24 protein-coding genes and 1 tRNA gene are annotated in these 21553 nt (G+C 65.8%); 9 read left to right on the top strand and 16 right to left on the bottom strand.

Going from position 1 to position 21553, the window contains the following annotated elements; translation table 11 throughout:
* Nucleotides 1-17: 17 nt before the first annotated feature.
* Entirely contained in the window at nucleotides 18-992 is a 975-nt protein-coding gene (nrtL, locus tag ACWCPN_RS15415) for an ArgS-related anticodon-binding protein NrtL (RefSeq protein WP_451205876.1), read from the bottom strand.
* 103 nt (nucleotides 993-1095) lie between these two features.
* A complete protein-coding gene (locus ACWCPN_RS15410; protein ID WP_451205874.1) occupies nucleotides 1096-1614 on the bottom strand; it encodes a response regulator in 519 nt (172 codons plus the stop codon).
* Nucleotides 1615-1899: 285 nt separating this feature from the next.
* Here ACWCPN_RS15410 and ACWCPN_RS15405 point away from each other — a divergent pair.
* Both ACWCPN_RS15405 and ACWCPN_RS15400 read left to right on the top strand, forming a co-directional pair.
* Nucleotides 1900-1971 (top strand) — tRNA-Arg (locus ACWCPN_RS15405).
* A gap of 253 nt (nucleotides 1972-2224) precedes the next feature.
* Nucleotides 2225-2974 carry a hypothetical protein gene (locus ACWCPN_RS15400; RefSeq protein ID WP_451205871.1) on the top strand — a complete coding sequence of 250 codons (750 nt, stop codon included), beginning with the start codon at nucleotides 2225-2227 and terminating at the stop codon, nucleotides 2972-2974.
* A 64-nt stretch (nucleotides 2975-3038) separates the two neighbouring features.
* Here ACWCPN_RS15400 and ACWCPN_RS15395 read toward each other — a convergent pair whose 3' ends face one another.
* The 12 genes from ACWCPN_RS15395 to ACWCPN_RS15340 all read right to left on the bottom strand — a co-directional run bounded on the left by ACWCPN_RS15395 (nucleotide 3039) and on the right by ACWCPN_RS15340 (nucleotide 12024).
* The gene (locus ACWCPN_RS15395; protein WP_451205868.1) at nucleotides 3039-3893 is read right to left on the bottom strand and encodes a nuclease-related domain-containing protein; all 855 of its coding nucleotides are present in this window, start codon (nucleotides 3891-3893) and stop codon (nucleotides 3039-3041) included.
* A gap of 188 nt (nucleotides 3894-4081) precedes the next feature.
* Nucleotides 4082-5455 (bottom strand): tyrosine-type recombinase/integrase, encoded by a 1374-nt coding sequence (locus ACWCPN_RS15390; RefSeq protein ID WP_451205865.1) that lies wholly within the window; start codon nucleotides 5453-5455, stop codon nucleotides 4082-4084.
* Complete coding sequence (locus ACWCPN_RS15385) at nucleotides 5452-5646, bottom strand: helix-turn-helix transcriptional regulator (protein WP_125214118.1); 195 nt, start codon at nucleotides 5644-5646, stop codon at nucleotides 5452-5454. Before ACWCPN_RS15385 ends, ACWCPN_RS15390 begins: the two co-directional genes overlap by 4 nt.
* Nucleotides 5622-6920, bottom strand: coding sequence for a replication initiator (locus ACWCPN_RS15380; protein ID WP_451205861.1), 1299 nt, complete (start codon nucleotides 6918-6920; stop codon nucleotides 5622-5624). Before ACWCPN_RS15380 ends, ACWCPN_RS15385 begins: the two co-directional genes overlap by 25 nt.
* Nucleotides 6921-7072: 152 nt before the next feature.
* Nucleotides 7073-7321, bottom strand: coding sequence for a SpdD protein (locus tag ACWCPN_RS15375; protein WP_451205858.1), 249 nt, complete (start codon nucleotides 7319-7321; stop codon nucleotides 7073-7075).
* Between the two features lie 14 nt (nucleotides 7322-7335).
* A complete protein-coding gene (locus tag ACWCPN_RS15370; RefSeq protein ID WP_451205855.1) occupies nucleotides 7336-7530 on the bottom strand; it encodes a hypothetical protein in 195 nt (64 codons plus the stop codon).
* Nucleotides 7531-7540: 10 nt separating this feature from the next.
* Entirely contained in the window at nucleotides 7541-7732 is a 192-nt protein-coding gene (locus tag ACWCPN_RS15365; protein ID WP_069926932.1) for a mobile element transfer protein, read from the bottom strand.
* An 11-nt stretch (nucleotides 7733-7743) separates the two neighbouring features.
* The gene (locus ACWCPN_RS15360; protein ID WP_451206071.1) at nucleotides 7744-8346 is read right to left on the bottom strand and encodes a DUF2637 domain-containing protein; all 603 of its coding nucleotides are present in this window, start codon (nucleotides 8344-8346) and stop codon (nucleotides 7744-7746) included.
* Between the two features lie 87 nt (nucleotides 8347-8433).
* Complete coding sequence (locus tag ACWCPN_RS15355) at nucleotides 8434-9810, bottom strand: FtsK/SpoIIIE domain-containing protein (RefSeq protein WP_451205852.1); 1377 nt, start codon at nucleotides 9808-9810, stop codon at nucleotides 8434-8436.
* Complete coding sequence (locus ACWCPN_RS15350) at nucleotides 9810-10166, bottom strand: SCO3933 family regulatory protein (protein ID WP_154823304.1); 357 nt, start codon at nucleotides 10164-10166, stop codon at nucleotides 9810-9812. Before ACWCPN_RS15350 ends, ACWCPN_RS15355 begins: the two co-directional genes overlap by 1 nt.
* Nucleotides 10167-10490: 324 nt before the next feature.
* Entirely contained in the window at nucleotides 10491-11720 is a 1230-nt protein-coding gene (locus ACWCPN_RS15345; RefSeq protein WP_451205849.1) for a helix-turn-helix domain-containing protein, read from the bottom strand.
* On the bottom strand, nucleotides 11710-12024 hold the full coding sequence (locus ACWCPN_RS15340; RefSeq protein WP_451205846.1) for a putative quinol monooxygenase: 315 nt from the start codon (nucleotides 12022-12024) through the stop codon (nucleotides 11710-11712). Before ACWCPN_RS15340 ends, ACWCPN_RS15345 begins: the two co-directional genes overlap by 11 nt.
* Before the next feature lie 146 nt (nucleotides 12025-12170).
* Between ACWCPN_RS15340 and ACWCPN_RS15335 the strand changes: the two genes are divergently transcribed.
* The 5 genes from ACWCPN_RS15335 (at nucleotide 12171) to ACWCPN_RS15315 (ending at nucleotide 16846) form a co-directional block, all read left to right on the top strand.
* Nucleotides 12171-12644, top strand: a complete 474-nt coding sequence (locus ACWCPN_RS15335) for an ATP-binding protein (protein WP_451205843.1) — start codon at nucleotides 12171-12173, stop codon at nucleotides 12642-12644.
* The gene (locus tag ACWCPN_RS15330) at nucleotides 12644-13030 is read left to right on the top strand and encodes a hypothetical protein (protein WP_451206068.1); all 387 of its coding nucleotides are present in this window, start codon (nucleotides 12644-12646) and stop codon (nucleotides 13028-13030) included. The genes ACWCPN_RS15335 and ACWCPN_RS15330 overlap by 1 nt, the downstream gene beginning before the upstream one ends.
* Before the next feature lie 274 nt (nucleotides 13031-13304).
* Nucleotides 13305-13658 carry an effector-associated constant component EACC1 gene (locus tag ACWCPN_RS15325; RefSeq protein WP_451205839.1) on the top strand — a complete coding sequence of 118 codons (354 nt, stop codon included), beginning with the start codon at nucleotides 13305-13307 and terminating at the stop codon, nucleotides 13656-13658.
* Nucleotides 13639-15231 carry a caspase, EACC1-associated type gene (locus ACWCPN_RS15320; RefSeq protein WP_451205836.1) on the top strand — a complete coding sequence of 531 codons (1593 nt, stop codon included), beginning with the start codon at nucleotides 13639-13641 and terminating at the stop codon, nucleotides 15229-15231. Before ACWCPN_RS15325 ends, ACWCPN_RS15320 begins: the two co-directional genes overlap by 20 nt.
* 640 nt (nucleotides 15232-15871) lie before the next feature.
* Entirely contained in the window at nucleotides 15872-16846 is a 975-nt protein-coding gene (locus ACWCPN_RS15315) for an HNH endonuclease (RefSeq protein ID WP_451205833.1), read from the top strand.
* A gap of 390 nt (nucleotides 16847-17236) precedes the next feature.
* Here ACWCPN_RS15315 and ACWCPN_RS15310 read toward each other — a convergent pair whose 3' ends face one another.
* The gene (locus ACWCPN_RS15310) at nucleotides 17237-17860 is read right to left on the bottom strand and encodes a very short patch repair endonuclease (RefSeq protein ID WP_451205830.1); all 624 of its coding nucleotides are present in this window, start codon (nucleotides 17858-17860) and stop codon (nucleotides 17237-17239) included.
* Between the two features lie 140 nt (nucleotides 17861-18000).
* A complete protein-coding gene (locus ACWCPN_RS15305) occupies nucleotides 18001-19320 on the bottom strand; it encodes a DNA cytosine methyltransferase (protein ID WP_451205827.1) in 1320 nt (439 codons plus the stop codon).
* Between the two features lie 279 nt (nucleotides 19321-19599).
* Here ACWCPN_RS15305 and ACWCPN_RS15300 point away from each other — a divergent pair, with 279 nt between their 5' ends.
* On the top strand, nucleotides 19600-20148 hold the full coding sequence (locus tag ACWCPN_RS15300; RefSeq protein WP_451205824.1) for an Eco29kI family restriction endonuclease: 549 nt from the start codon (nucleotides 19600-19602) through the stop codon (nucleotides 20146-20148).
* A 312-nt stretch (nucleotides 20149-20460) separates the two neighbouring features.
* Nucleotides 20461-21018, top strand: a complete 558-nt coding sequence (locus ACWCPN_RS15295; RefSeq protein ID WP_451205822.1) for a hypothetical protein — start codon at nucleotides 20461-20463, stop codon at nucleotides 21016-21018.
* Nucleotides 21019-21553: the final 535 nt, after the last annotated feature.

Raw genomic sequence — 21553 nt, 5'->3', positions numbered from 1 at the left:
GGGCGTCCTGGGTCGCCTCAGAGGTGTTCGGGTGCGTCGATGCCGAGCAGGGACAGGCCGCCGGCCAGCACCGTCCCGGCGGCTTCGGCGAGGGCGAGCCGGGCACGGTGGGCGGCCGAGGGTTTCTCCTCGCCGCGCGGCAGCACGGTGGGCAGCAGGGGCAGCACGGCATCGGCGACGGTGACGAGATGCCGGGCGAGCCGGTCCGGGGCGCGGTGGGTGGCGGCCGCGGTGAGGATGCGGGGGTGGTCGGCGAGGGCGGCGACGACCTCGCGGGCGGCCACGGGTCCGGGCTCGGCACCGAACCCGAGGCGGGCGGCACCGCGGGACATGGCCCGGGTACGGGCGTGCGCGTACCGCACCCGGAACAGCGGATTGGCCTCCCGCTGCACCAGGTGGTCGGCGGTGATCCGGGGCCGGTCGTGCGGCGCGGGATGCAGCAGCGCCCACTGGGCGGCGTCGGCCCCGAGCGGCGCGGGGTCCTCCGGCGCGGGCACGGGCCGCAGGTTCACCGGCTCCCCGTGCTCCACCTCGGCCCGCCCGCCCTGGGTGGCCACGATCCGCACGACGGCGTCGGCCACGACCTCGGCCCGCACCTCGTACGGCACCCGCAGCAGCACGACCTGCCCGGCGAGCGCGTCACCGTGACCGTAGGCGGGGCCGAGGCGGCGGACCTCGGCGACGAGACCGACGGCCGTCTCACCGCTGTCGGCGAGAGTGACGTTGAGGAACCCCGGCCCCGTGACGACGACGTCATCGATCCCGTCGGCGCCGAGAAGCCGCTCGCGGAGAATCCCGGCGACGTCCAGGGGCGCTCGCCCGGCGGCCCGGGCGAGCTGGAGGGCGACATTGGTGGCGTAGTCCCCGCACCCCCCTGGCCCCGGCTCGGTCACGACGACCCGCTCCGGCAGCACGTCCACGCACAGCTCCCCGTCGTCCACGGCAGCGCGCACCGAGTGCAACACGGTGCGGGAGAGCTCGACGGGGGTCACGGGACAAGCGTAGGGGAGGTGGGGGGTGGGAATGCGAGGCGGTTTTACGGTACGAGACGGAAGGCCCTGAGGACGCGCCCTCCCCCTGTGCCCACGAGTCCCCTCACCTCACCGCCACTCCCGCCGCCCCACCACTGCCCCCGGCGTCTCCGCCACTGCCTTCGTCGCCGTCCTCGTCCCCCTGGCCCTGGCCGTCCCCGTGGCCTTCGCCGTCGTACCCGTGGCCTTCGCCGTCCCCGTGACCGTGCCGGCCGGTGCCGGTGCCGGTGCGCCCGGGCTTCCGCTCGATGAGCTGCTTGACGAGCCGCACGAGCTCCGCGGGTTCGAAGGGCTTGGCGAGGAAGGCGTCGACACCGACGTCGAGACCGCTCTCCACCTCGTGCTGCGTACACGCGCTGATGATGGCGACCGGAAGATCCTGCGTACGAGGATCGGCACGCAGCCGCGCGGCGGTCCGGAGGCCGTCCAGCCGGGGCATGACGACGTCGAGCGTGACGACATCGGGGCGGACCCGATGCACGACATCCAGACACTCGGCACCATCGGCCGCGGTCACGACCTCAAGCCCCTCCAGCTCGAGGTTGACCCTGATCAGCTGCCGGATGACCTTGTTGTCGTCCACAACAAGCACCCGACCCGACGCGCCTGGCACAACTCGAGAGTAGGTCGGCACCGGCCACCGCGTCCGGCTTTTCCCCACTTCCAACCCGCGCGGAGGACGCCGATACCGGGCTCCCGCCGGAGCGGCGTTGCCGGCCGGCCCATGCCGAGCCACACCGCCGTCCGGCTCCCGACCGTCTCCCCTCAACCCACCGGCGACGCACCCGGGAAACCCGTTCCTGATCACCCCGTCGGACCTGCTAGTGTTCTACCCGTCGCCGCAAGCGAACAGCTCAGCGGCCGACACGCCCCCGTAGCTCAGGGGATAGAGCAACGGCCTCCGGAGCCGTGTGCGCAGGTTCGAATCCTGCCGGGGGCACCCAACATGAGGTGCCCAAAGACCCCGTCACCAGCGGAAACGCTGAGGCCGGGGTCTTCGCGTATGTGCAGGCGTGTGTCGCTCGGAGCGGGCGCATGTCGGGGTCTGTGGACGAGGCGTGGACGGGATCTTGAGGCATCGCCGCAGGTCGCTGGCTGCTTTCTGGCCCTAGGCTCGGCTTACCCTCAAGGTCGGGCGACCGGCACGGCCCCAGCCATGGGGTCCGGCGCAGCCGACTGCTTAGATCGCTGGCATGACGGACTGGTCCCAGCTCCACCACGCCTACGGCACGGCAGAAGACATTCCCGGCCTGCTCGACGCAGTGAGCCCGGCACCGAAGGACTCAGGCTGGACCGAACTTTGGTCCCGGCTGTGCCATCAAGGGACCGTCTACTCAGCGAGCTACGCGGCTCTGCCCGCCCTGCGAGACATGGCACGCCAGTGGTCACCCGCGGACAGACAGATGCCACTCACGCTGGCCGGCGCCATCGCGGCCAGCACTGATCGGCCATACGACGAGCAAGATCCCCACGTGGCCTACGCCTCGGAGATGTCGGACCTGGTGCAACTGACCGAGGAAGCTCTTCAGGATCCCGCCCTCGGCGACGACCCCGGCACCTACGTCTACTTGCTGGCCGCGCTCATTAGCTTCCAGGGGGTCGAAGACTGGGGCGAACAGCTCGACGGACTGAACGACGACGAATACGAAGTCCCTTGCCCCTCGTGCAGTACAGAGAACTTCATAGCCTTCGGCGAGTACGGCTGCTTCTCGACGACGGACAGCATGTACATGAACGAGACCACGGCAAAGAAGATGCCGCTGCAGCCTGCCGACACCTCAGCCCTGGAGGGGCTGGCCCAAAGACTCCACAGTCGCGCACTCGCAGACGGTCAGACCGATGTTGCGCACAAGTTGAGTTACGTTTTCGGCAAAGCACAGTGCGCTGAGTGCGGCGAGGTCTTCAGCGTCGCGGAAGCCATCACCACTCGCGGGGACGCGTGAACCATGGCCGCCGATCAGCGCCACAACACGCGACCGAAGCAAACTGGCGCTTCGCTGAGGGGCATCAGGCATTGTTCCAAGCTTGCCGATGGCGAGCCACGCGGTACACCTGCTCCACCTGGTCGGCCGTGAGAGCGCCTGAGAGCGGAGCGAGTGCCGATACCTGACGCTCCTGGTACACCCGGACACTGAGCTGCGTAGCAACTACCTTCAGCTCGCTGACACCGACGAAGACGAGCACCGGCTCCACCGGTACCGGGAAGTCGCAATAGCGCTCAAGCACTCGGGCGACACGTTTGGCCTCCGCCCGGCTCTTGCGTGCGTAGGGCGCCGGTTTACCGTGATCGACTTTCACGGAATTATCCCCGACCCATACGGCCCTCCTGTCGTGATGCTTCGTATTGATGCTGAACACTCCACCAGGCCCGATCAGTAAGTGATCGATATCCACTTGGTTGGCCAAGGGGATGGAGTGCAGGACGCGCCATCCGTGGCGCCCCAACCGGTTCAGCTCGGCTCCCACTCGCCGCTCCCCCGCCAACCCCTTTCGCCAGGAGTCCCATTCCGATGGCCGCCGCAGAAGCCTTGAGAAAGCTCGCTCCATCAGCCCCGGGCCGGATTCGGCGAGCAGATCACGCAAGGACCGCCCGGGAGGATTGACGGCCAGGTCGTCGGCCGGCGTCAGAGGCGGCAGCATCGGACGCGCCTGAACCTCCGGCGCCTTGTGTGGCGGGACAGGCCCGGTAAGGCTCTGTAAGTGCTTCGTGAGCACGGCGATCACGTCGTCGCGACACTCTGCCCGCAAGACCGTGATGTCCCCCGTCGCGACGTCCGCCCAACCGACCGCGGTGCCATCAGGCAGGTTGGCGTACAGACGATCATGCCCGTATCGCTTCCAGCGCGTGACGTTCAGCTCCACAAGGCCCCCTGCGTTCCCGCGTTGACGTGGCAGATATGCCAGCAGCAAGCATGACGCGGCCACAAGACCGCAGGACAAGCGACGCCGCTCAGCTCGCCCTGTCCGAACGAAGCATCGGCGCAGGTAGGGCACAAACGAGGGAGGCCCCAGGCGACATGCCTGAGGCCTCCGTGTGGGTGCAGGTTGTCTCACTCGTACTCGCGGAGCAGGTCCTCGATCCGCCGGTTGGCGACATCCTGCCGTCCGTCCAGGCACTTCGCGTAGCGGGTCAACAGGACCTCAACGCTGTTGCCGGCGCGCTCCGCCACCTCGGTGGGATCCACTCCGGCATTGAGCCACGTCGACAGCGCCGAGTGCCGAAGGTCGTACGGCCTACTCGCGAGCGGCGAGGCCGCGACAGCCGGCGGAAGCGCCAGGAGCCGAGCCTCCTGCCACACGCGGTAGTAGGTCGAGGACGGGACGACCGAACCCTTCTCGCTGAAGAAGAGCCGCCCGTCATCCGCCGTGCCGAACGTGGCCAGGTGCTCGCGCAGCACGGTGACGAGCTGGGGCGGGATGGGCACACGCCGAACGTCCTCAGTCGGCCGATTCTTGAGCCCGCGGTCGTCGTGGGTCTCCCCCGAGTCCGTCCACCGCTTGCCGACCGAAGGACGGGTCCGATGGAGCAGCGCCGAACCCCAGCCTTGCTCAGGGAGGACAAGGTCAGTCTCGACCAGGCCGACCGCCTCAGCGGGCCTGAGGCCACCGAAGTACATCGCCGCGAACAGCCCGACGAGGCGCCGGCCGCGAGCACGCCGGTAACCACCCACGTAGGACACCGCCGTCAGGAGATTGCGTGCCTGCTCCGGATTGGCGACAACGCGCGGATCGACCTGGTTCGAGATCTTCGGCTTCTGCCAGCGAACCGCCGTGATCGGGTTCTCACGCAGCTCTCCCAGGTCGACCGCATAGTTCGCGGCGTTGACGAGAGTCCGCCGCTTCCGCCGCACGGTCTCGGCGGCTGCCGCGGTGCCGTCGAGCTTGAGCTTCAGCCCGTCGAGCACCGCACGGGCCGTTGCCGGATCAGCGAGGTCCGCAAGCGGTCGTGATGCCTTGGCCACCCAGTGCAGAACGTTCCGGGCGTTATCCGGGATCTCTCGGTCCTTGGGTCCCGGCAGCACGAAGGCCCAGTTGCGTAAGGCCTTGCGGATCTCCCCGTCGGACGGCCGTCCTGCACGCTCCACGAGCAGTTCCATGGTCACACTGGTCAGAGATTCGTTGATGCCGTCTCGCGTATTGGGTGCGGCGTGGGGCCACTTCATTGCGAGATACCTCAGGGCGAAGTCGTACCAGGACAACGGCGACTTCTTTTGTTCCATCGAGGCCGGAAGACCGGTCTCCGTGTCGAATTCTTCGCCGCCTCGCATGGCACTCATGAGCTTGGCTCGGTAGTGATCAGCGAGCGCCTTGGTACGGAACGAGTCGGAGAAGACGTTGCCCGCGACGGACCAGCGGACGCCGTACGAGGGCGTCTTGGTGTCCCGCTTGCGTACGCCCCAGACCTTCACGTCAAGAGACTTCACGCTGCCTCCTCCAGCTGCCGGAGCCACGAGGCGAAGTCACTACGCCATACCCGAAGCTCGCCGTTGGGGAGCTTGAACGCGGCCGGCCCCTGTCCCAGCTCGCGCCAGCGGTAAAACGTCCGTCGGGAAACGCCGCCCAGCTCGGCCAGGACTTGGCGAACAGTCATCAATTCGTCGCGGCGGGCGTCCATGTCGGTTCTCCTTCCGTTCCGGGGGCGGGCTCGAGAGATTCGGCAAGCCAGGCTTCGGCGCTCGACAGGCCGGTGCCGGCGAAGACCCAGTGCGCGAGGACGAGCGTGGTCTCGCCGTCCTGCGTGACCGGCGGGGCGGCTTGGGCCCGGCGCCAGTCGGCCCGTGCCTCACGGAGAGCGCCGAGCGTGGTGGAGTAGCGGCGGGACTTGGTGGAGAAGTGGCCGCGGAAGCCGAGCATGTGAGCCCAGGCCCGCAGACGGAGCTCTGCCAGCTCGGCACGGGCGCCCAGGGTCCAAGCGGTGCGGATCATCCGCCGGGCGTGTTCGCTGATCTCGACCTGCGCCAGGTCGGCGAGGAATCTGATAGGCCGGTCCAGGGTGCCGGTCGCGGTCTCTGCTCCCTTGGTGGCGTACTTGGCGATGTACGCCGCTACGGCCCGCTCGGTCAGCTCCTGGCCGTTGTCGAAGTCGGCGGAGCGGATCGTGCGAACGTCAAGCTGACGGCCTAAGACGAAGGTGTGGGGCCGCCCGTCGACCACCGGCCCGCCAGCACGCGCCGTGGTCGCTGCTGCCCGAACGGCATCGGTCAGCAACTGGGCGGAGGCCCAGGAGGGAGGAGCGGAGTCGCCACCCTCGGGGCCGTCGATGCGGAGCACGGCGTGGAAGTGGACAGCACCGCGCTTCTGGTACTCGGCCACCTTCGCGAAGGAGATTCGGGCGTGGTGCCGGAATGCTCGCTGAGTGAGGCCGGCTCGCTTGGCGACCTCGCGGCGGAGGTAGATCGAGAAGCGCCGCCACAGCGCCCCTGCGTGTGCGTTCCACAGCACGGCCGCTTCGTAGTCGTAAGAGTCCGGGTCGAGTGGCGTCCCCAGGACGGCGTCCCCTTCCTCGTGCCGAACGCCGCAACGGCATTTCCGGCCGCCGGAGGGTCGGTTGTGGACCGGGCCGAAGCTCGGGGCGGTGAAGGTCGCGAAGACGCGCGGGTGTGTCCCGACTCTCTGCGGGGTGCCTTTGCCACCGCGGAGCCCGGCGGTGATCAGGTGGTAGGTATCGCGGCGGTAGGTCTCGGCGCAGGCCGCGCACCGGGTGGCGCGGCGGTTGTTGCAACGGATGAGGAGCTGACCGGCGGGCAGGGCCGACGAGTCCAAGTGGTGCAGGACGCGGCCGATCTCGCCGGTCGTCTGGTCCACCGAGTATTCGGTGCGGTGACCGTCGAGGCGGACGGGGTGGATGCAGCCGCCCAGTCCGGACAGTTGGTGGGCCAGCTCGGGCATGGTGCCGAGGGAGGCCAGCGTGGAGAGTTCCGCCAGCGGGGGCGGAGTCTGCCGGGTGATGATGGCAGTTCCTTTCGGCTGTTGCGACGGTTGGGAGGGACGGCCCCGGGGCGGCGGGATGCTTGGCGGCTGGTTGCCGCCCCGGCGGCCGGTCAGCGCTTGTTCGCGCTGCTGAGGAGTGAGCGCAGGACCACGGCGGCGACGGCCACGGACACGGCCGATACGGCGACCGCCGCCAGGAGCGCGGTGAGCACGATGCCGACGACGACCACGGCGACGACACCGACGCCCACGTACGGAGCGACCGTGCGGCCAGCGGAGAAGGCCGGGGCCTGGGTCTGCTGAGGCGTGACGGTTGTCGTCGGCAGAGTGGGGGCGGCGGGCAGTTTGGGGCGGAGCACGGCGGACCTCCTTGTCACTTGTGGGTGCCATTGACGACGCCAACCCCGGAACGGGTGCCGGACTCGATGGCGGGAGCGAGGAAGGTGTGCGAGAGCCAGAAGCCGAACAGCGCGATCACGAGGGCGACCCAGAGCCGGACACCGAGGAACTTGATCGCGGCCCAGGCGATGACACCCAGGACGAAGACGAGCGGCAGCGAGACGGTCACGGGAGCTCCCTCAGCGGACGCGGCAGCGATGGGTGCGGGCAGCCAGTTCGGCGGCGGCACGGCTGTCGTAGTCGGCCGAGAAGCCGCAGCGCGGGGCCGTGCAGACGGCGGCGTGCTTCTCGCGGCCCCGGCCGTCGTAGTAGGTGCCGACCTGGACGGGACCGATGCGGACGACACGGCGGAATCGAGGGTTGGCGGGCATGAGTACTCCTCTCAGAGCTGTGCGGCGATGGCTTCGGCCAGTGGCGCCGCGACGCCGAGCCGAGCGCGAAGGGTTGAGGTGTCGATGGCCGATCCGGTCCGGGCGTGGTGTTCGTCGGCGACCTTGCGGGCGTGAGCGACGAGCGCGGCCGGCACCGGTACCGGGCGAGGGGCGACGGCCGGTCGCTGTTCGGGCTCCGGGGCCGTCACGGCCGGCTCCGGAGTTGCCAGCGCGGATTCTTCGGCCGTCTCGTGTGTGGTGTGGGCGAGGAGGGTGCCGCCGAGGAAGGCGACCGCTGGCCATCCGGCGACGAGGATGCGCAGCCAGGCCGGCACCTGGTGCATGTTGAGCAGACCAGCGGTAGCCACGTTGGCGCCGAGCGAGGCGGCGAGGGCGATCACGAACCAGCACCAGCCGGACGCTTTCGCGTCGCCGGACCGCAGTCGGCGCCAGGCGGCTACGAGGAGGAGGTCGACGGAAACGGGGTAGGCCCAAGCCTTCCAACCGGCTTGCCCAGCGGCCGAGGCGACGTCGTGCAGGTGGGCAAAGGAAAGCGCCGCCGCGATGAGCGCTTGGACAAGCACCGCGTCGACACGGGCCAGGTGAGCACGCATCATGCGGCTCCTTCCGGAATCGGGCATGACGGGGTAGAGACGTGGCGCGAGAAGTCACGCCGACCAAGTGCTGAGCAGATGAGAGGGTCAGTCGGTGACCGGGATCGGCCGGACGATCGGTGACGGGGCCTCGACATGACCGGCCGGGAATTCGGGCCGGAACGGCTCCAATGTGGCCAGCTCGGGGGCGAGGTGCGCCGAGTCCTGACAGATGCGGGCCGCGTCACCCAGGGAGAGGTACGGCGTACGAATGCGGGACCAGCCGCCCGAGGTGTCGCCGGCCACGGCCAGGCCCGGCCGCTCGGGAGCGATGGCGCAGGCGGCCGTGACGGCTTCGGGCGCGATGTCGCCAAGCGCCATCTTGGCGGAGGCCTCGTCGTTGACGCGATGGCAGACGCGACCGGTCAGCTGGGCCCGCAGCATGGTCGCCCCCTTGCCCAGCTCCGCGCCGAAGCGCTGCCCGCAGACCTCCAGATAGATGCCGGCGGCCCGGCCGAGCTGGGCGAGCCTGATGAGCAGGGTGACCATCTCGTCGCGACGTTCCTCATCCTTCTTCGTCGCGACGAGGAAGAGTTCCGCCACCTCGTCCACGAACAGCACGACCGGCACCGGACGTTCACTTTCGGGCAGACCCCAGATGTCCGAGGTGATGTCCTCAGCGGGAGTGCCGGGAGCGATGCCCTGTCGTGCCTTGATCAGGTCGTACCGGTCCTCCATCTCCTTGATGAGCACGGGCAGCAGTTCGGCCGCCTGCTCCGGGTCGGTCGCGAGCGCCGACAGACGAGGGGCGAACGGCGCCAGCTCCACACCGCGCTTGCAGTCGATGCCGACCAGGGCGACCGGTTGCCGCGCCAGTCCGGTGACCAGGTGGCGCAAGTACATCGACTTGCCGGAAAGTGTTGCGCCGAGCGTGAGCTGATGCGGGACGGCGCGATAGTCCCGTACGAAGGCCGTCGCGTCCTCCCTCAGCGCCACCGGTACCTTGAGATGCCCGCCGCCGGCTTTCCTCGGCATCCGCACGTCGCGCAGCACGTCGAAGCCGACGAGCCGCAGCTCCACCACTCCCGGCTTCACGTCCGTCACGTACACGGCGTGGACACCCCAGGCGTGCCGCAGCCGTTCGGCCGAGGCGGCGACGTCCGCCGGTTCCTGCCCGGGAGCGAGGCGCAGCCGAAGCCGCAGGCCGGTCGAGGTGGGCCGGATGATGCCCCGCCGCGGGGGAACCGGCCGGACCTCACGTCGAGTCGTTGCCTTGGTGGCGAGAACGCGCAGCCGGGAAGGCTGCACTGTCAGGCCGCACGCCTCCATGACGGAGCCGTACGAGCCGAGGAGCCGGGCCGTCGATAACGGCAATCCGACCGTGGACCAGTAGACGCCCGGGTGACGAGCCCGGGTGTAGGCGGCCCCGCCGCCGAACGCGGCGAGGGGGCCACCCACCTCCAGCAGTGTCATCCAGTCCGACATCAGGCCGATGCCCCGACGGCGGCCGGGAAGGCGGCCGGCGCGACCGCAGCGGCGCGGAAGGCGATGCCGTGCCGCTGCTGGCCGTTGAACACGCTCTCCCATGGCCGCGCCACCAGGCCCACCAGCGAAACCGGGGCGCCAAGCGCCAGCCCTTCGGTGACGCCGCTCTCCGGAACGGTGACCTTGATCAGCGAGGACTCACCGTCCTCGATGTAGACGACGCCGATCGTCATCAGCGCTTCGCCGCTGTTGGCGTCCTTGGCGATCTCACCGGTCTGCCGGTCCCGTACCTTCGGTTCCGGAGCCTCGGTCAGCAGGATGGTGGCCGACGAGGTCTCTACACGGATTACACGCACAGAACTGATCTCCCTTGCGCTGCACCGTACGCATGCACGACGGTGCAATTAGTGACGAATGACTACGCAACGGGAGGTTGACCGCATACCGACTGGGCGCGATACGCTCCAAGAGCGTTGATGCCAACGACGCACCCGGCCTGAGTGGGCTGCCTCCCGCTCAGGCCACATCTGCTTTCTGTGGCCCTTTCCGCTCACGCGCCGGCGCAGGTCTGCCTTCCTGCTCCGGCCCGTTCGCATGCCCGCATCACCAACTCCGCTGGAGGCGAAGGGGCGCGCCGACAGCAACCACAGTAACCCGTACTCCAAGTACTGTCTAGTACTTCAGGTACCAGTCCGTACTTCGTGTACGCCCAGCTCCCCCGCCAGGGCGCGTAGCTCCTCGGAGGGCGGCTGGCTCATGGTCAGCAGGTCGGCAATGAGTTGCTTCACCATCGGCAGAGCCCGCACCAGCTCCGGTGACAGCCCACGGGCCGCCAGCAGCGCTGAAACGGCGTCAGCAACTTGGCGTCGTTGGGCATACGCCCTGGCAAGGTCGATCTGGAAGCGTGTCTGCCGTTCCGCCGACAGTCCGGAGGCATCAACGGTCTCCGCAGCCCGCAGGGCAACGCCGGCGTCGCCCAGGTCTACCGCGACGGCCACCTCATGCAAGGCGACATTGGTGGGCCCGAACTCGGTGTTGTAGTCGTTGCGCCCGTCACCGACCTGCTCGCCCATCTCGCGGGCCTCGCGGAGGTACCCGTAAGCGTCATCGGCGAGATTCAACCGAGCCGCGGCCACCGCCCGTTGCAAGGTCAGAGCACCGCGCAGGGCGACCGCCTCCACCTGCCCGGACTCGGCCAGAGGCCGCAACGCCTCAGCCGCACTCCCGGACACCTGGGCCGCCTGATCAAAATGACGCGCGCCGAGGAAGACCAGCGACAGACGGAACTCACCGGCCGCCATCAGCAGCGGATCATTCGCCCGCTCGGCAGCGACCACGGCCCGGTCCACGGCGATCCAGGCCGCTTCCGGCTCGCCCATGTTCGCCAGGGCGCCGCTGCATGTGTGGTACATGACCGCCAGCATCCGGAACAGCTCAGGGCGTTCCGACTCGGGGACCGACCGGGTGGCCGACTCCAACCGGGGCACCAGCCCTTCGAGCAGTTCGGCCAGGTCGGCGTAGTTGCCCTGGTGAGTGAGCGACCAGGCAAGGTCGACTTCGGCGCGCAGCGCCGGCACGTCAGGGGACGGATCCTGCTGACTGAGGACCGCTTTGAGTGAGTGAGCCGCACTCAGTACCAACCGCAGGCGACTGGCACCAGGCGGCTCCCCTTCGGTCACCGACGCGACAAGAGGAGCCTCAGCCGCCAACTCGGCAATCGGCACTTCCAAGACGTCGGCGACCTTCTCCAGTACGGTCATCCGGTCGATGCGCCGTACTCCCCGCTCAACCTGAGACACCCACGCTTCCGAGCGCCCCAGCAGGCCGGCGAACTCCTTCTGCGACAGCCCCCGGCGTTTGCGGTTGAAGGCGATCTTGCGACCAAGCGCCTTCTGATACTCAGTGCTCAACGTCCACGCCCTTGCCGGACACGAAATCCAAGCGGTCCACCTCGATGCCGGACAGGTACTGGCCCCGCTCTGAGAGGAAGGCGCACACGTAGTCCTTGGACTCGTGCTCCTCGAAGGCACCCTTGTCCCGGTAGAGCTCGTAGAACACGCGCTCCAGCGGACGGCCGTCAACACGGTGCACCGCGTAGACCACCGTTCCGGGCTCGTTCGCCCGGATCAGCTCACCGGTCCGCGCCACCAGATCGTCGAACGCAGCCGCCGCCACGTCGTCCTTGCACGTGAAGCGCACAAACAGACCGAACATGCGGAGTCCTTCCTCCATCGGCATCAGGTCAGCACCAGACCATGCAGCGAACGCTATGCGCCCACCCGCCCGCACGAAAAGTACGAACCCGCACTTCCAATACGCGCACATTCGGTACGGTGCTAGTACTAATTGTACGGCTCTGCATGGTCCGTGTCAGCCAGTCCGCCTGGCAGGCACAGAAGCAGCAGGTCACCGCCATGGAGGACGCCATGCGCACCCACCAACGCACGTTCCCGGGGGACCCCCGAGCGCTCCGCACCGCGCGCAACTGGATCCACGCCGCCCTGAATGGCCACCCCCACTCCGACGACGCCGCGCTGATCGTCACGGAACTCGGCACCAACGCCCTCACCTATACGGCCAGCGGAGACGGCGCCGGCGCTTTCCACGTCACGCTCACCGTTTCCGAGCTCACCACCACGATCGCGGTGACCGACTCCGGCCAGTCCAGGACCACCCCTGAGATTCAGCATCCGCCCCTCAACGCCACCCACGGCCGAGGACTCGGCATGGTGGCCGCCCTCGCCGACAACGTCACGGTCCAGGGCGACGACTCAGGCCGCACAGTCACTGCGGAGCTCCGCGCAGAGGACCACCAGGGAGGACACCCGTGCTGATGAGGGGTCCTCGCCGCGGCTACTGGTGCGAGTGCTGGACAGAAGACCTCACGGAGCAGCAGCGTCCGGTGCGGTTGGCATCCTTCGACGCCTACACAGCACCCCAGGCAGACCGATGGGTCTCAGTCGCACTCCGCACGATCTCCCCAGCCCTCGACGCGGACGCATCGGACGCAGCATGGGAATGGCTGTACGACGGCCGCATCGAGACCAGACGAGCCCTCTTGCGCTCCGAGCCCAGCACGGTGTCAGTCACCCACGAGCAGACCCGCATCACATGGACGATCCGACCAGTGATCTTCCTGCCGCTCGCACACCGCCAGAGCGCTGAACTTCCAGCCTGCGCGTACGACTTCAAACCCCAGGCGCCCCAGGCATCCAACTGAGTAACAACCTTCTTCACGGGTTCAAGGCGGCTCGCTACGCTCACCGCTCGCGGCCCGGCCCCCGGCCGGGCCTGCGCTCCTGTCTCCGCCCCGCTCCAGCCCGGCCGGCGTCCGTGCCGCGCGCTAAGCAACCAAGCGTCTGACGCCCGAGAAGGAATGCACCGCGACCGGATGTCGCCATCATGCGTGTGTAACGAACGCAGAGCTGCACGGCCCATCGCATGGCATGATCGGTGGCATTCAGCACCGAGCAGCACACGAGAGGTGATGTCGCATGCGGGTAGAAATCCGGCTCAGCTCACCAACGATGATTGACGATCACCTATCACTGTTTCAGTGGCTGCGCACTGAACGTCAACTCGAAGGTCTGGTAAAGCAAGAGCGTCAAGACCTTCAAGAAGGACAGCTTGGCGGGGGTTTCGAGTTGATCTCTGTCGCGATCGGATCAGGGGGGATAGCAACAGTTCTGGCGGGATCTTTGGGTACTTGGCTACAAAACCGATCCAAGGTAACCATCAAAGTTACACACGCAGATCGAACCATTGAAGTTAGCGCAACGAACATTCAGAATGCACAAGAACTGATTCAGCAACTCCTGGCAGAGGGAAATGCTCCAAGATCTAGTTGATTACTCAGAGTCTCGGGCGATCCTCATTGGAGTTTCAAACTATGAAGATCAGTCCCTGCCAAAGGTACCCGCCGCCCAATTCAGCCTCCAGGGCATGTATTCGGTTCTGACCGATCCCGAGCTGTGCGGTTGGCCTGAGGATCGCGTTACAGTATTCGAAGACCCTCCAGTAGCCACAAAGCTAGCCCAACGACTCCGTAGGATAGCTGAAGAGACTACCGGGGTACTGTTGGTCTACTTTGTTGGCCATGGGATTCTGAGCGAAACAGGTGAATTGTGTCTCGCAGTCTCCGAGACCGAATCTAAGGACCCAGATCTCACAGGCCTCGAATATGAGCGGGTACGTCGGGCACTAACCGGAAGCCCCGCTCGCGCGAAAATGGTCATCATGGATTGCTGCTATTCAGGGCGAGCTATCATGGGCCTGTCGAAAACCGGAAATCAAATGGCAGACGTTACAGACGTCAGCGGAGTTTACACTCTGACCGCTGCCGACGGGATAGCTTACGCTCTGCCACCGATCGGCAAGTCAGAAGCTCCTCTGGCTACATCCTTCACCCGCGCTCTGGTCGACTCGATTCGGCTTGGCATCGCGGGAAAGTCGGAGTATCTAACACTTAACGATCTGTACATCGAGTTGCGCGGGACACTTCGTCGCGAGGGGCTCCCCGAGCCGAATCAACGCGGCAGCGACACGGTTCACATGCTTCCGTTCACCACCAACCGCGCGTGGATTCAGGCGTCCACCCCAGCACGCGAAGGCTTGTCAGCACCGGTCACCGGCCTATCGCTTGTTGTCTCCGAAGAGGGCGTAGTCAAGCTTGACGTTGCTAACCTTGGACGCCAACTTGCAGATCTCCTCATATGCCAGAGAACGCATCCTTTAACACCTCTCAATATAGAAAGCCTACCTCCTGCGGCTGGACTCTTCGCGCTACAACGAAATGAAGAGCTCGTCTACATCGGAAATGCCGACAAGTCCCTTCCCTCTAGATTGAGTCGACTCCATCGCAAGCTATCCGGCAGGGAAGGTTTGAAGCCTCAAGAATTTTCATTCTCACATCTACGCATAGATGACGAGCTGTCCACCATAGGGCCGCAATATCTAATTCTGCAATCCCTTGACCCGAGCGTGCAGCCATACTGGAATAGCAACGGATTCGGAAATAATGACGGGGGTAGGCGGCGAGATAAGGCAACCCTTAGTTACGATCACTTCGATGCACTTTATCCCATAGACTTGTACTGGGAGATGCCCGGCATCCCTTTCCTCGATGGATCGGTATCGTGGTACCTGGAGTGGCTTAGGGAAGTTCTCCCTTTCACCTTTCGATATGATCGAAATTCTCCCCGCACAAGAGCGATCGAAGAAGAAATAGTCAACTTCGATGGAGTGGGGGGCACACCTGATAGCGCATTTCGCTTCCTCGCTAAGCTTTTGGGGCGGGATTGGCAGATCACTGCCTTGAGCGGCCATGTGATCGCGTACATCGAACATGGAGTTCACTACCCAGGAGCGCAGTGTTACTACTTTGGCGAGAAAAAAATGCGGCAGATTCCAAACTTTAGGTGACTATCTCGCCTGCAGCTTCGACTAACCGCGCGAAGGTTTCCGTGAGGCGAATTCCTCCCGTCTACTGCTGGATGATGCGGACGTCACAAAATATTGTCCGTAGCGCAACATAGAGTGGCTTCACGGGTTGACTTTCGGTATCCCGGTTCGCAAAGTTGGGAGCTCCGGTCGTCGTCACGGGCTTGCCGTGCCCGCTTACTCTGGTCGACGACACCCAAATAACGTGGCTGAGCTCGGTGGGGGTGCAGCGAAGCACACGCGTGCATCATCGGTCGGCGCACCCGCCGTCGTGGCTGACTGTCGATGGCTGAAGTTCGTGCCCCTGCCGTGCCACTTGCAGCGGTCAGCCACGGTCAACCTGGGACTGGAAAGTCTCGCCTGAAGAGTTCCAAGGCTCAACCGGCTGTGCCTGAGGCGGTCAACTTCGCGACCTCGCGTGGTTGGGCGTCCCTAGGCTCAGCCGGCCATGTAGACGAAATCACCGGGCGATCGTGGCTACACCATACGGTTCACCCAGACCAGCCTCTGCCATGGGACCGAAAGGGAGTTGTCAGTGCAGCCCCCTACGTTGGTCCAGGCGCTCGTGCGGGATCGTGCCTGCGTGAGACCATCTTGGTTCGATGTGCTTGGGGAGGACTCAGTGGCGGCGTGGTTGGTGCTGGCGAAGGCTGGAAGCAAGCGGGTGAGTGAGGGCTACGACGACAACCCCGCCACCCATTACAGCTGGGACAGCACGGTGAACAATCATGCCAAGTTGAAGGTCGGCGACGTGATCGCACTGTGGGACGCCACCGAGCTGCTGGGCCTGTCGGTGATCGAGGAAATCAAGGTTGGGCAGGCTGAGAAAGAAACCCCCTACTGCCGCGAGTGCGGTAAGGCCGATGTGGCTGAACGAAAGAAGAAGCTGCCCCGGTTCGTGTGCTGGAACCAGAAGTGCAAGCACGAATCTGATCAGGCCGGTTGGAAGCGCAAGCGGGTCACCACATACCGCAGCCGGCACGAGGCCGGTTGGACCCCTGCCCGCGGCACATTGACCGCTGCCGAGCTGCGCGCGCTATGCGTGCAACGCGCTTCCCAGAACAGCCTGCGCGAGTTGCGCTGGGACGACTTCCAGCACGCCCTCACCGGCGGCGATACGCCGCTGCCATTGCGCATCATCGACACCGCCCAGCAGGTCATCGCCGGTGGTCACGTCACTGCCACCATTCGCGTGCGAAAGGGCCAGCCCGCCTTCCGCAAGCACCTGTTGGGCGTGTTCGGGGAAGTATGCGCGTTCACCGGGCCGGCCCCAGTCCAGGCGTTGGAAGCGGCGCACCTGTACAGCTACGCGGCGAACGGCAGTCACCACAAGGGCGGTGGTCTGCTACTGCGCCGTGACCTGCACCGGCTCTTCGATCTCGGGTTGATCACCGTCAACCCCCAGACCAGGGCCCTGCACCTGGCCGACGCTCTCAAGGCGTACCCCGACTACTCGAAACTGGACCGCGCCCCGTTGACCGTGACGGTGACGACTGATCACCTCAAGTGGCTGGCCAAGCACTGGGACATGCACCGTGCGCAGGTACCAACGACCGTAACTCCACAGATGGCTCGCGCTGAGGCAGCCACCGCCTAGAGACATTGGTTCACCGATCCGAAAAAGTCCCCGCACCCGTCGATGCGAGTAGTCGGCCCAACAAAGCGTGAGTTACAGCGACCTCAGAAGCTGTGAATCGGTGCTTTCGAAGAGAGGCCCACGTGAACGGCCGTCATCCCCAGACGTCTCCCGTCTACGTGATGTCTCCCGTGGAGAGTAGCTCGCCGATCGCGTCTTCGGCTCGGCGAAGAGTGATGCGACCGTCTCCCAAGCTGTAAGCAAGGATCTCGGAGCCGGGACTCAGGCCGGATTCCGCCAGGAGGCCGAGGGGGAGCTGGACCTGTCCGTCATCACCGATGGTCAGCTGCGTGGGTTCCCGAAGCATGCTCACAGACTGCCACAGTGACCGCGACACGCGACGAGCATCGTTCACCGTTGCTCGAGCGCCGCTACTACTTTCTCGGCAGCGACGTTCGGGTCCTCGTGCTCCCAGATCCGGATGACCGTCCAGCCCTTCTCGCGAAGTCTCTGGTTCGTGTCAGCGTCCCGGGCCTGGTTGCCCTGGATCTTGTCTTGCCAGAATCGGGAGCGTTTCATTGCGGGACGGTAGTGGTCGGGGCACCCGTGCCAATAGCAGCCGTCGACGAAGACGGCAACGTGGGCCTTCGGGAAGAGCAGGTCGGCTGTGCGGCGCAGCTCGGGCAACGGCTGGGCGTTCACGCGGTACCGCAGGCCCCTGCGGTACAGGATCGAGCGCAGCAGGAGCTCCGGCTTCGTGTCACGCCCCTTGTTTGCCGCCATGACGGCGCGCACGGCTATCGAGGAGGCCTTTGAATCGGTCGGCAGCACCTCGTCGATGACCATTCCTGCGGCCCGAGCTATGGACCAGGCTTGAGCGAGGTTGGCGGTACGAGTCGCGGCGTTGACCTCGCCCACGTAGCGCTCCCGCGTGGAGCCCTGTTGCGACCAACGAAGATACGCGCGGATCCGGCGCGTGCGGCGGTAGAGACGAAGCGCGATTGATCCGGTCGCCCGCTTCTCGTCATCGATCACGACGATGCGTCGGTGACGGCCGCCGGCTGCCCGGTCCTGCTCCGCAGAGCGAGCCGCCCTGGTCATACTCGCCCTCGGCTTCCAGGCCCGCTCAGGTGGGAGCTGATCGCTCCAACCATGTTGGCTCTTGGCCGGTGGGATCACGTCCGTCCCTCGGCATCATCGAGAGCGGCCCGGACTGCCTTCGCGAAGGTTTCACCGAGCTTGACCGGAACGGCGTTCCCAAGCTGGCGCATCTTCTCGCCTCGTGGACCAGCAAGTACCCAGTCATCGGGGAACGTCATAACGCGCGCCGTCTCGCGAACGGTCATGTAGCGGTACCCGCTCCCGTCGAAGGTGGGGTCATCCAAGCGCAGGACAGACTCACCGCCGGGCACCCCATGCACGCCGGCCTTCACCGTCTTGGCGGGTCGGTCAAGTTCGTTCGGGGTGTGGCCGACGTAGACGCGGGCCCTGGGCCAGCCCACGTGATCGGGAATGCCATCGACTTCGAGCCGGTCGTGGACAGCCTCCAACGGAACCGGGGGCAATGGCTTGCCCTCGTTCTCATCGATGCCGGCAATCGCGTCCCGCAGGGTGCGCCACGGCTCCATTCCATCCGGCAGGAGAGGGGCGGCCGGCAGGTTCGCCATGACCCTCTCTCGAATCGCGTCGATCCCTGGTACGTCGTTGTGGCGTTTCCAGTACGTGCCGTCGTGCATGGAGTAGAGGAGCGCGGCCTCCGAGAACCCGGGCTCCGGCTTGTACTTCTCCCAGTCCACGCCGAGGTCAGCGCGGAACGCGACGATGATCACGCGGTGTCGGATCTGTGGCACGCCATAGTCCGCCGCGTTCACGGGAACGTACGTCACGTCGTACCGCTCGGTTGGCTCCGTGGAGCCTTCTGCGAGGATCTTCCGGAGCACCTCATCGTGGTCCTCCCAGGTGGCGCCCTCCGCACGCCGCACGAACGGCAGGCTCATCTCCCGGAGGATGTACTCGAAGTACGGCCGGAACGACGGACGAAGCAGACCGCGCACGTTTTCGCAGATGACGGCCTTGGGCCTCATCTCTCGGATGGCACGGAACATCTGGGGGAACATGTTCCGCTCGTCCTCGGTGCCCTTGTGGACGCCGCCAAGGCTGAACGGCTGGCAGGGAGGTCCGCCCGCGAGGACGTCTACCTCGGCGTCCTTTAGGAAATCGAACGAGGGGATGCCGCGAACGTCCCCCGGTACAAGGGGCCACCCCTCAGCACGGCGACCAGCGCGGCCACTACCCGGCTTCGGCATGGACGTGTCTTCGGCATCACGCGGGACCGCTCCGTTCTCCTCTAGGGTCTGCAGCGCGCGCTTGGCGAACTCGTTCACCAGCAGGGGAGAAAAGCCGGCATTGTGCACAGCCATAGCGAGCCCGCCGCCGCCCGCGAACAACTCCACGGCCGTCCGTCCCATGGCGCTTCTTTTCCCCTGATCAGACATAGCGGAAGCATACCGCGGAGTTTTGGATCATGGCACCCGATGGGTGAGAAGGTCCCCTCACCTCGGCAAACCCACTCGCTAGAGTGTCCGCCACACCAGGCAGCCGATCATGGCGCGCGCTAAGGGGAGGGGTGAGGATCGGTGTCCGAGGATGCTGGTCAGATAGGAAAGCAGCGGAGAGCCCCGGGCGTACAAAGTCATTGGAGACAGGTCGCTACACGCCCGGAGCCATACGATCCACTCAAGCTGGAGAACCTAGGCCACAGCATCGAGATGAGGATGCTGGAGATGGAGCCCGCTCCTATCACCAACGTGCCTCCCATGTTCGGGGCCGGGATCTATGCGATCTACTACGCCGGCGATCACGAGCTGTACCGTCCCATCGCCGATGGGTGCCATACGCCCATCTACGTCGGCAAGGCCGTGTACTCGGGTGGCCGCAAGGGCTTGATCACCTTCCCCGAGGAGGACCAGGCGCCCCTCTGGGCCCGGATCAACGAGCACCGCACGTCCCTGGAGCACGCCCGCGACTTGGACGCGGAGGATTTCCGTGTGCGGTACTTGGTCGCGGTGGGATTCTTCGTATCCCTAGCCGAACAGCTCATGATCCGGCGGTTCAGACCCGTGTGGAACACGCTGGTGGATGGCTTCGGCAACCACTCTCCCGGCGGGAAGAGAACCACCGGGGCCCGACCCCCATGGGACGAACTGCATCCTGGCCGGCTATGGTCGGCACCCGATCGCATGCCTACGCCCAGCAAGCAGTCGGCCGACCAGTCACGCGCACTCATCCGCAACCACTGGGCTCAGGGATTTACTTCCACGTAGCCCGAGCGAACCGCGGATGGCGGGCCGCCGACAGCCAGTCAGGGCGGTGAGATGCACGCGGTCCTGCCTCCAAAGTGCCCGCCGGGCCCGGCATAGGCGAAGGTCCCTCGACCTCGGGCCGGCGTGTCCCTCACCAGCTGCGAAGGTCAGCAGACGGGTTGCGGTTGTTCACCACAGTGCGTTGGCGTTGCGGGGCGGCCGCTCCTCACCACAGGACGGCGGCCGCCCTTGTCCTCCATCGATCACGGGACTGACGTGAAGGAGGCCTTGGTTAGCGGGCTCATCAGTAACTGGTCACGGCATAATGAACCAATGAGCGACGTAACTTCCGGGGTTTTCGGGCTGGTTGGTGTCGCAGTTGGTGCCGCAACGACCTTTGGCGGTGCCGTCTGGCAGCAGCGCAAGCAGGCACAAGCCCAAAGGCAGGAGATCGAGCGGCAACGCAACGATGCGGCCATGGATGCCGCTGCCCACACGTTGCTCAGCATCCAGGACTTGTTCCAGGAAGTGCCGCCCCGATCGAGTGCAGAGCGCGCTGAGTGGGCCAGAAGTGTTGCCCGGAACGTCGATGCGGCACGCCTACCTATTGCCGGTATCTCAGACAACGATCTCCGTCGGAAAATGCTGAAGCTGGTCACGATCCTCGACAATTGGGAGTACTCCACCAGAACGGCACCTACTCCGTGGTTCATGAGCGAAGTGTGCCATTTCGGCATCACGTTGCTAGCTGCTCACCGTCGCGGAGCTCCCTTGCCGGAGCCTAATGAGGAAGTGACACTCGCTAGTTCGAACGTATCGGACTACCTTGACCACGCGAACGAACAGCGGCAAGCCGCGCTTGCGGAGGAGCGAAGTGCCGATCCCCCGTAACTGAAGTCCCGTTGTTCTGCACAGCGATAACCGGGCTGCAAGCGCGAGGCCCATTCAGCGTCCGCCGCGCCGCGACATCGGATCGTCCCGCCCGCCTGGTTCGACCATGCGAGCACCACAGGCCGTCACGTCGGATCGAGATCCGCGGACCGCTTGTGGCCTCCAACCTCAACACTTCCCCGTAGCGGTTCAACGCCCGTCTGCCGTCGATGCTTACACGTGCTGTGCTGTGCTGTCAGCTCTGGGTCTATCCCATGAACGTCGGTCCAAGTAGCCTTTCGGCGCAACTTCAGCTACGGGATGGTGAGATGACTGCCAGACGGGTAACAGGCGACAGTGTTTTGACGCATTTCGTCCCTGATGTTTCACGCCTAGCCGAGCAAGACCCAATTGATGTGATTCTCCAGACAGGGGTTTGGCTACCACTGGACGCGTACGCTGCATGGCCGGTAATGCTGCCATGGTCGGTACGCGATCTATCCTGCCGTAGCGCTGGTGGTACCCGGGAAGAACGGTGGTCCAGCCCTGATCCGCT

The organism is Streptomyces sp. NPDC002386 (genome assembly GCF_053593175.1).
Note: the sequence above shows the minus strand (reverse complement) of the source record. Positions and strands in the feature narration are given on the sequence as shown.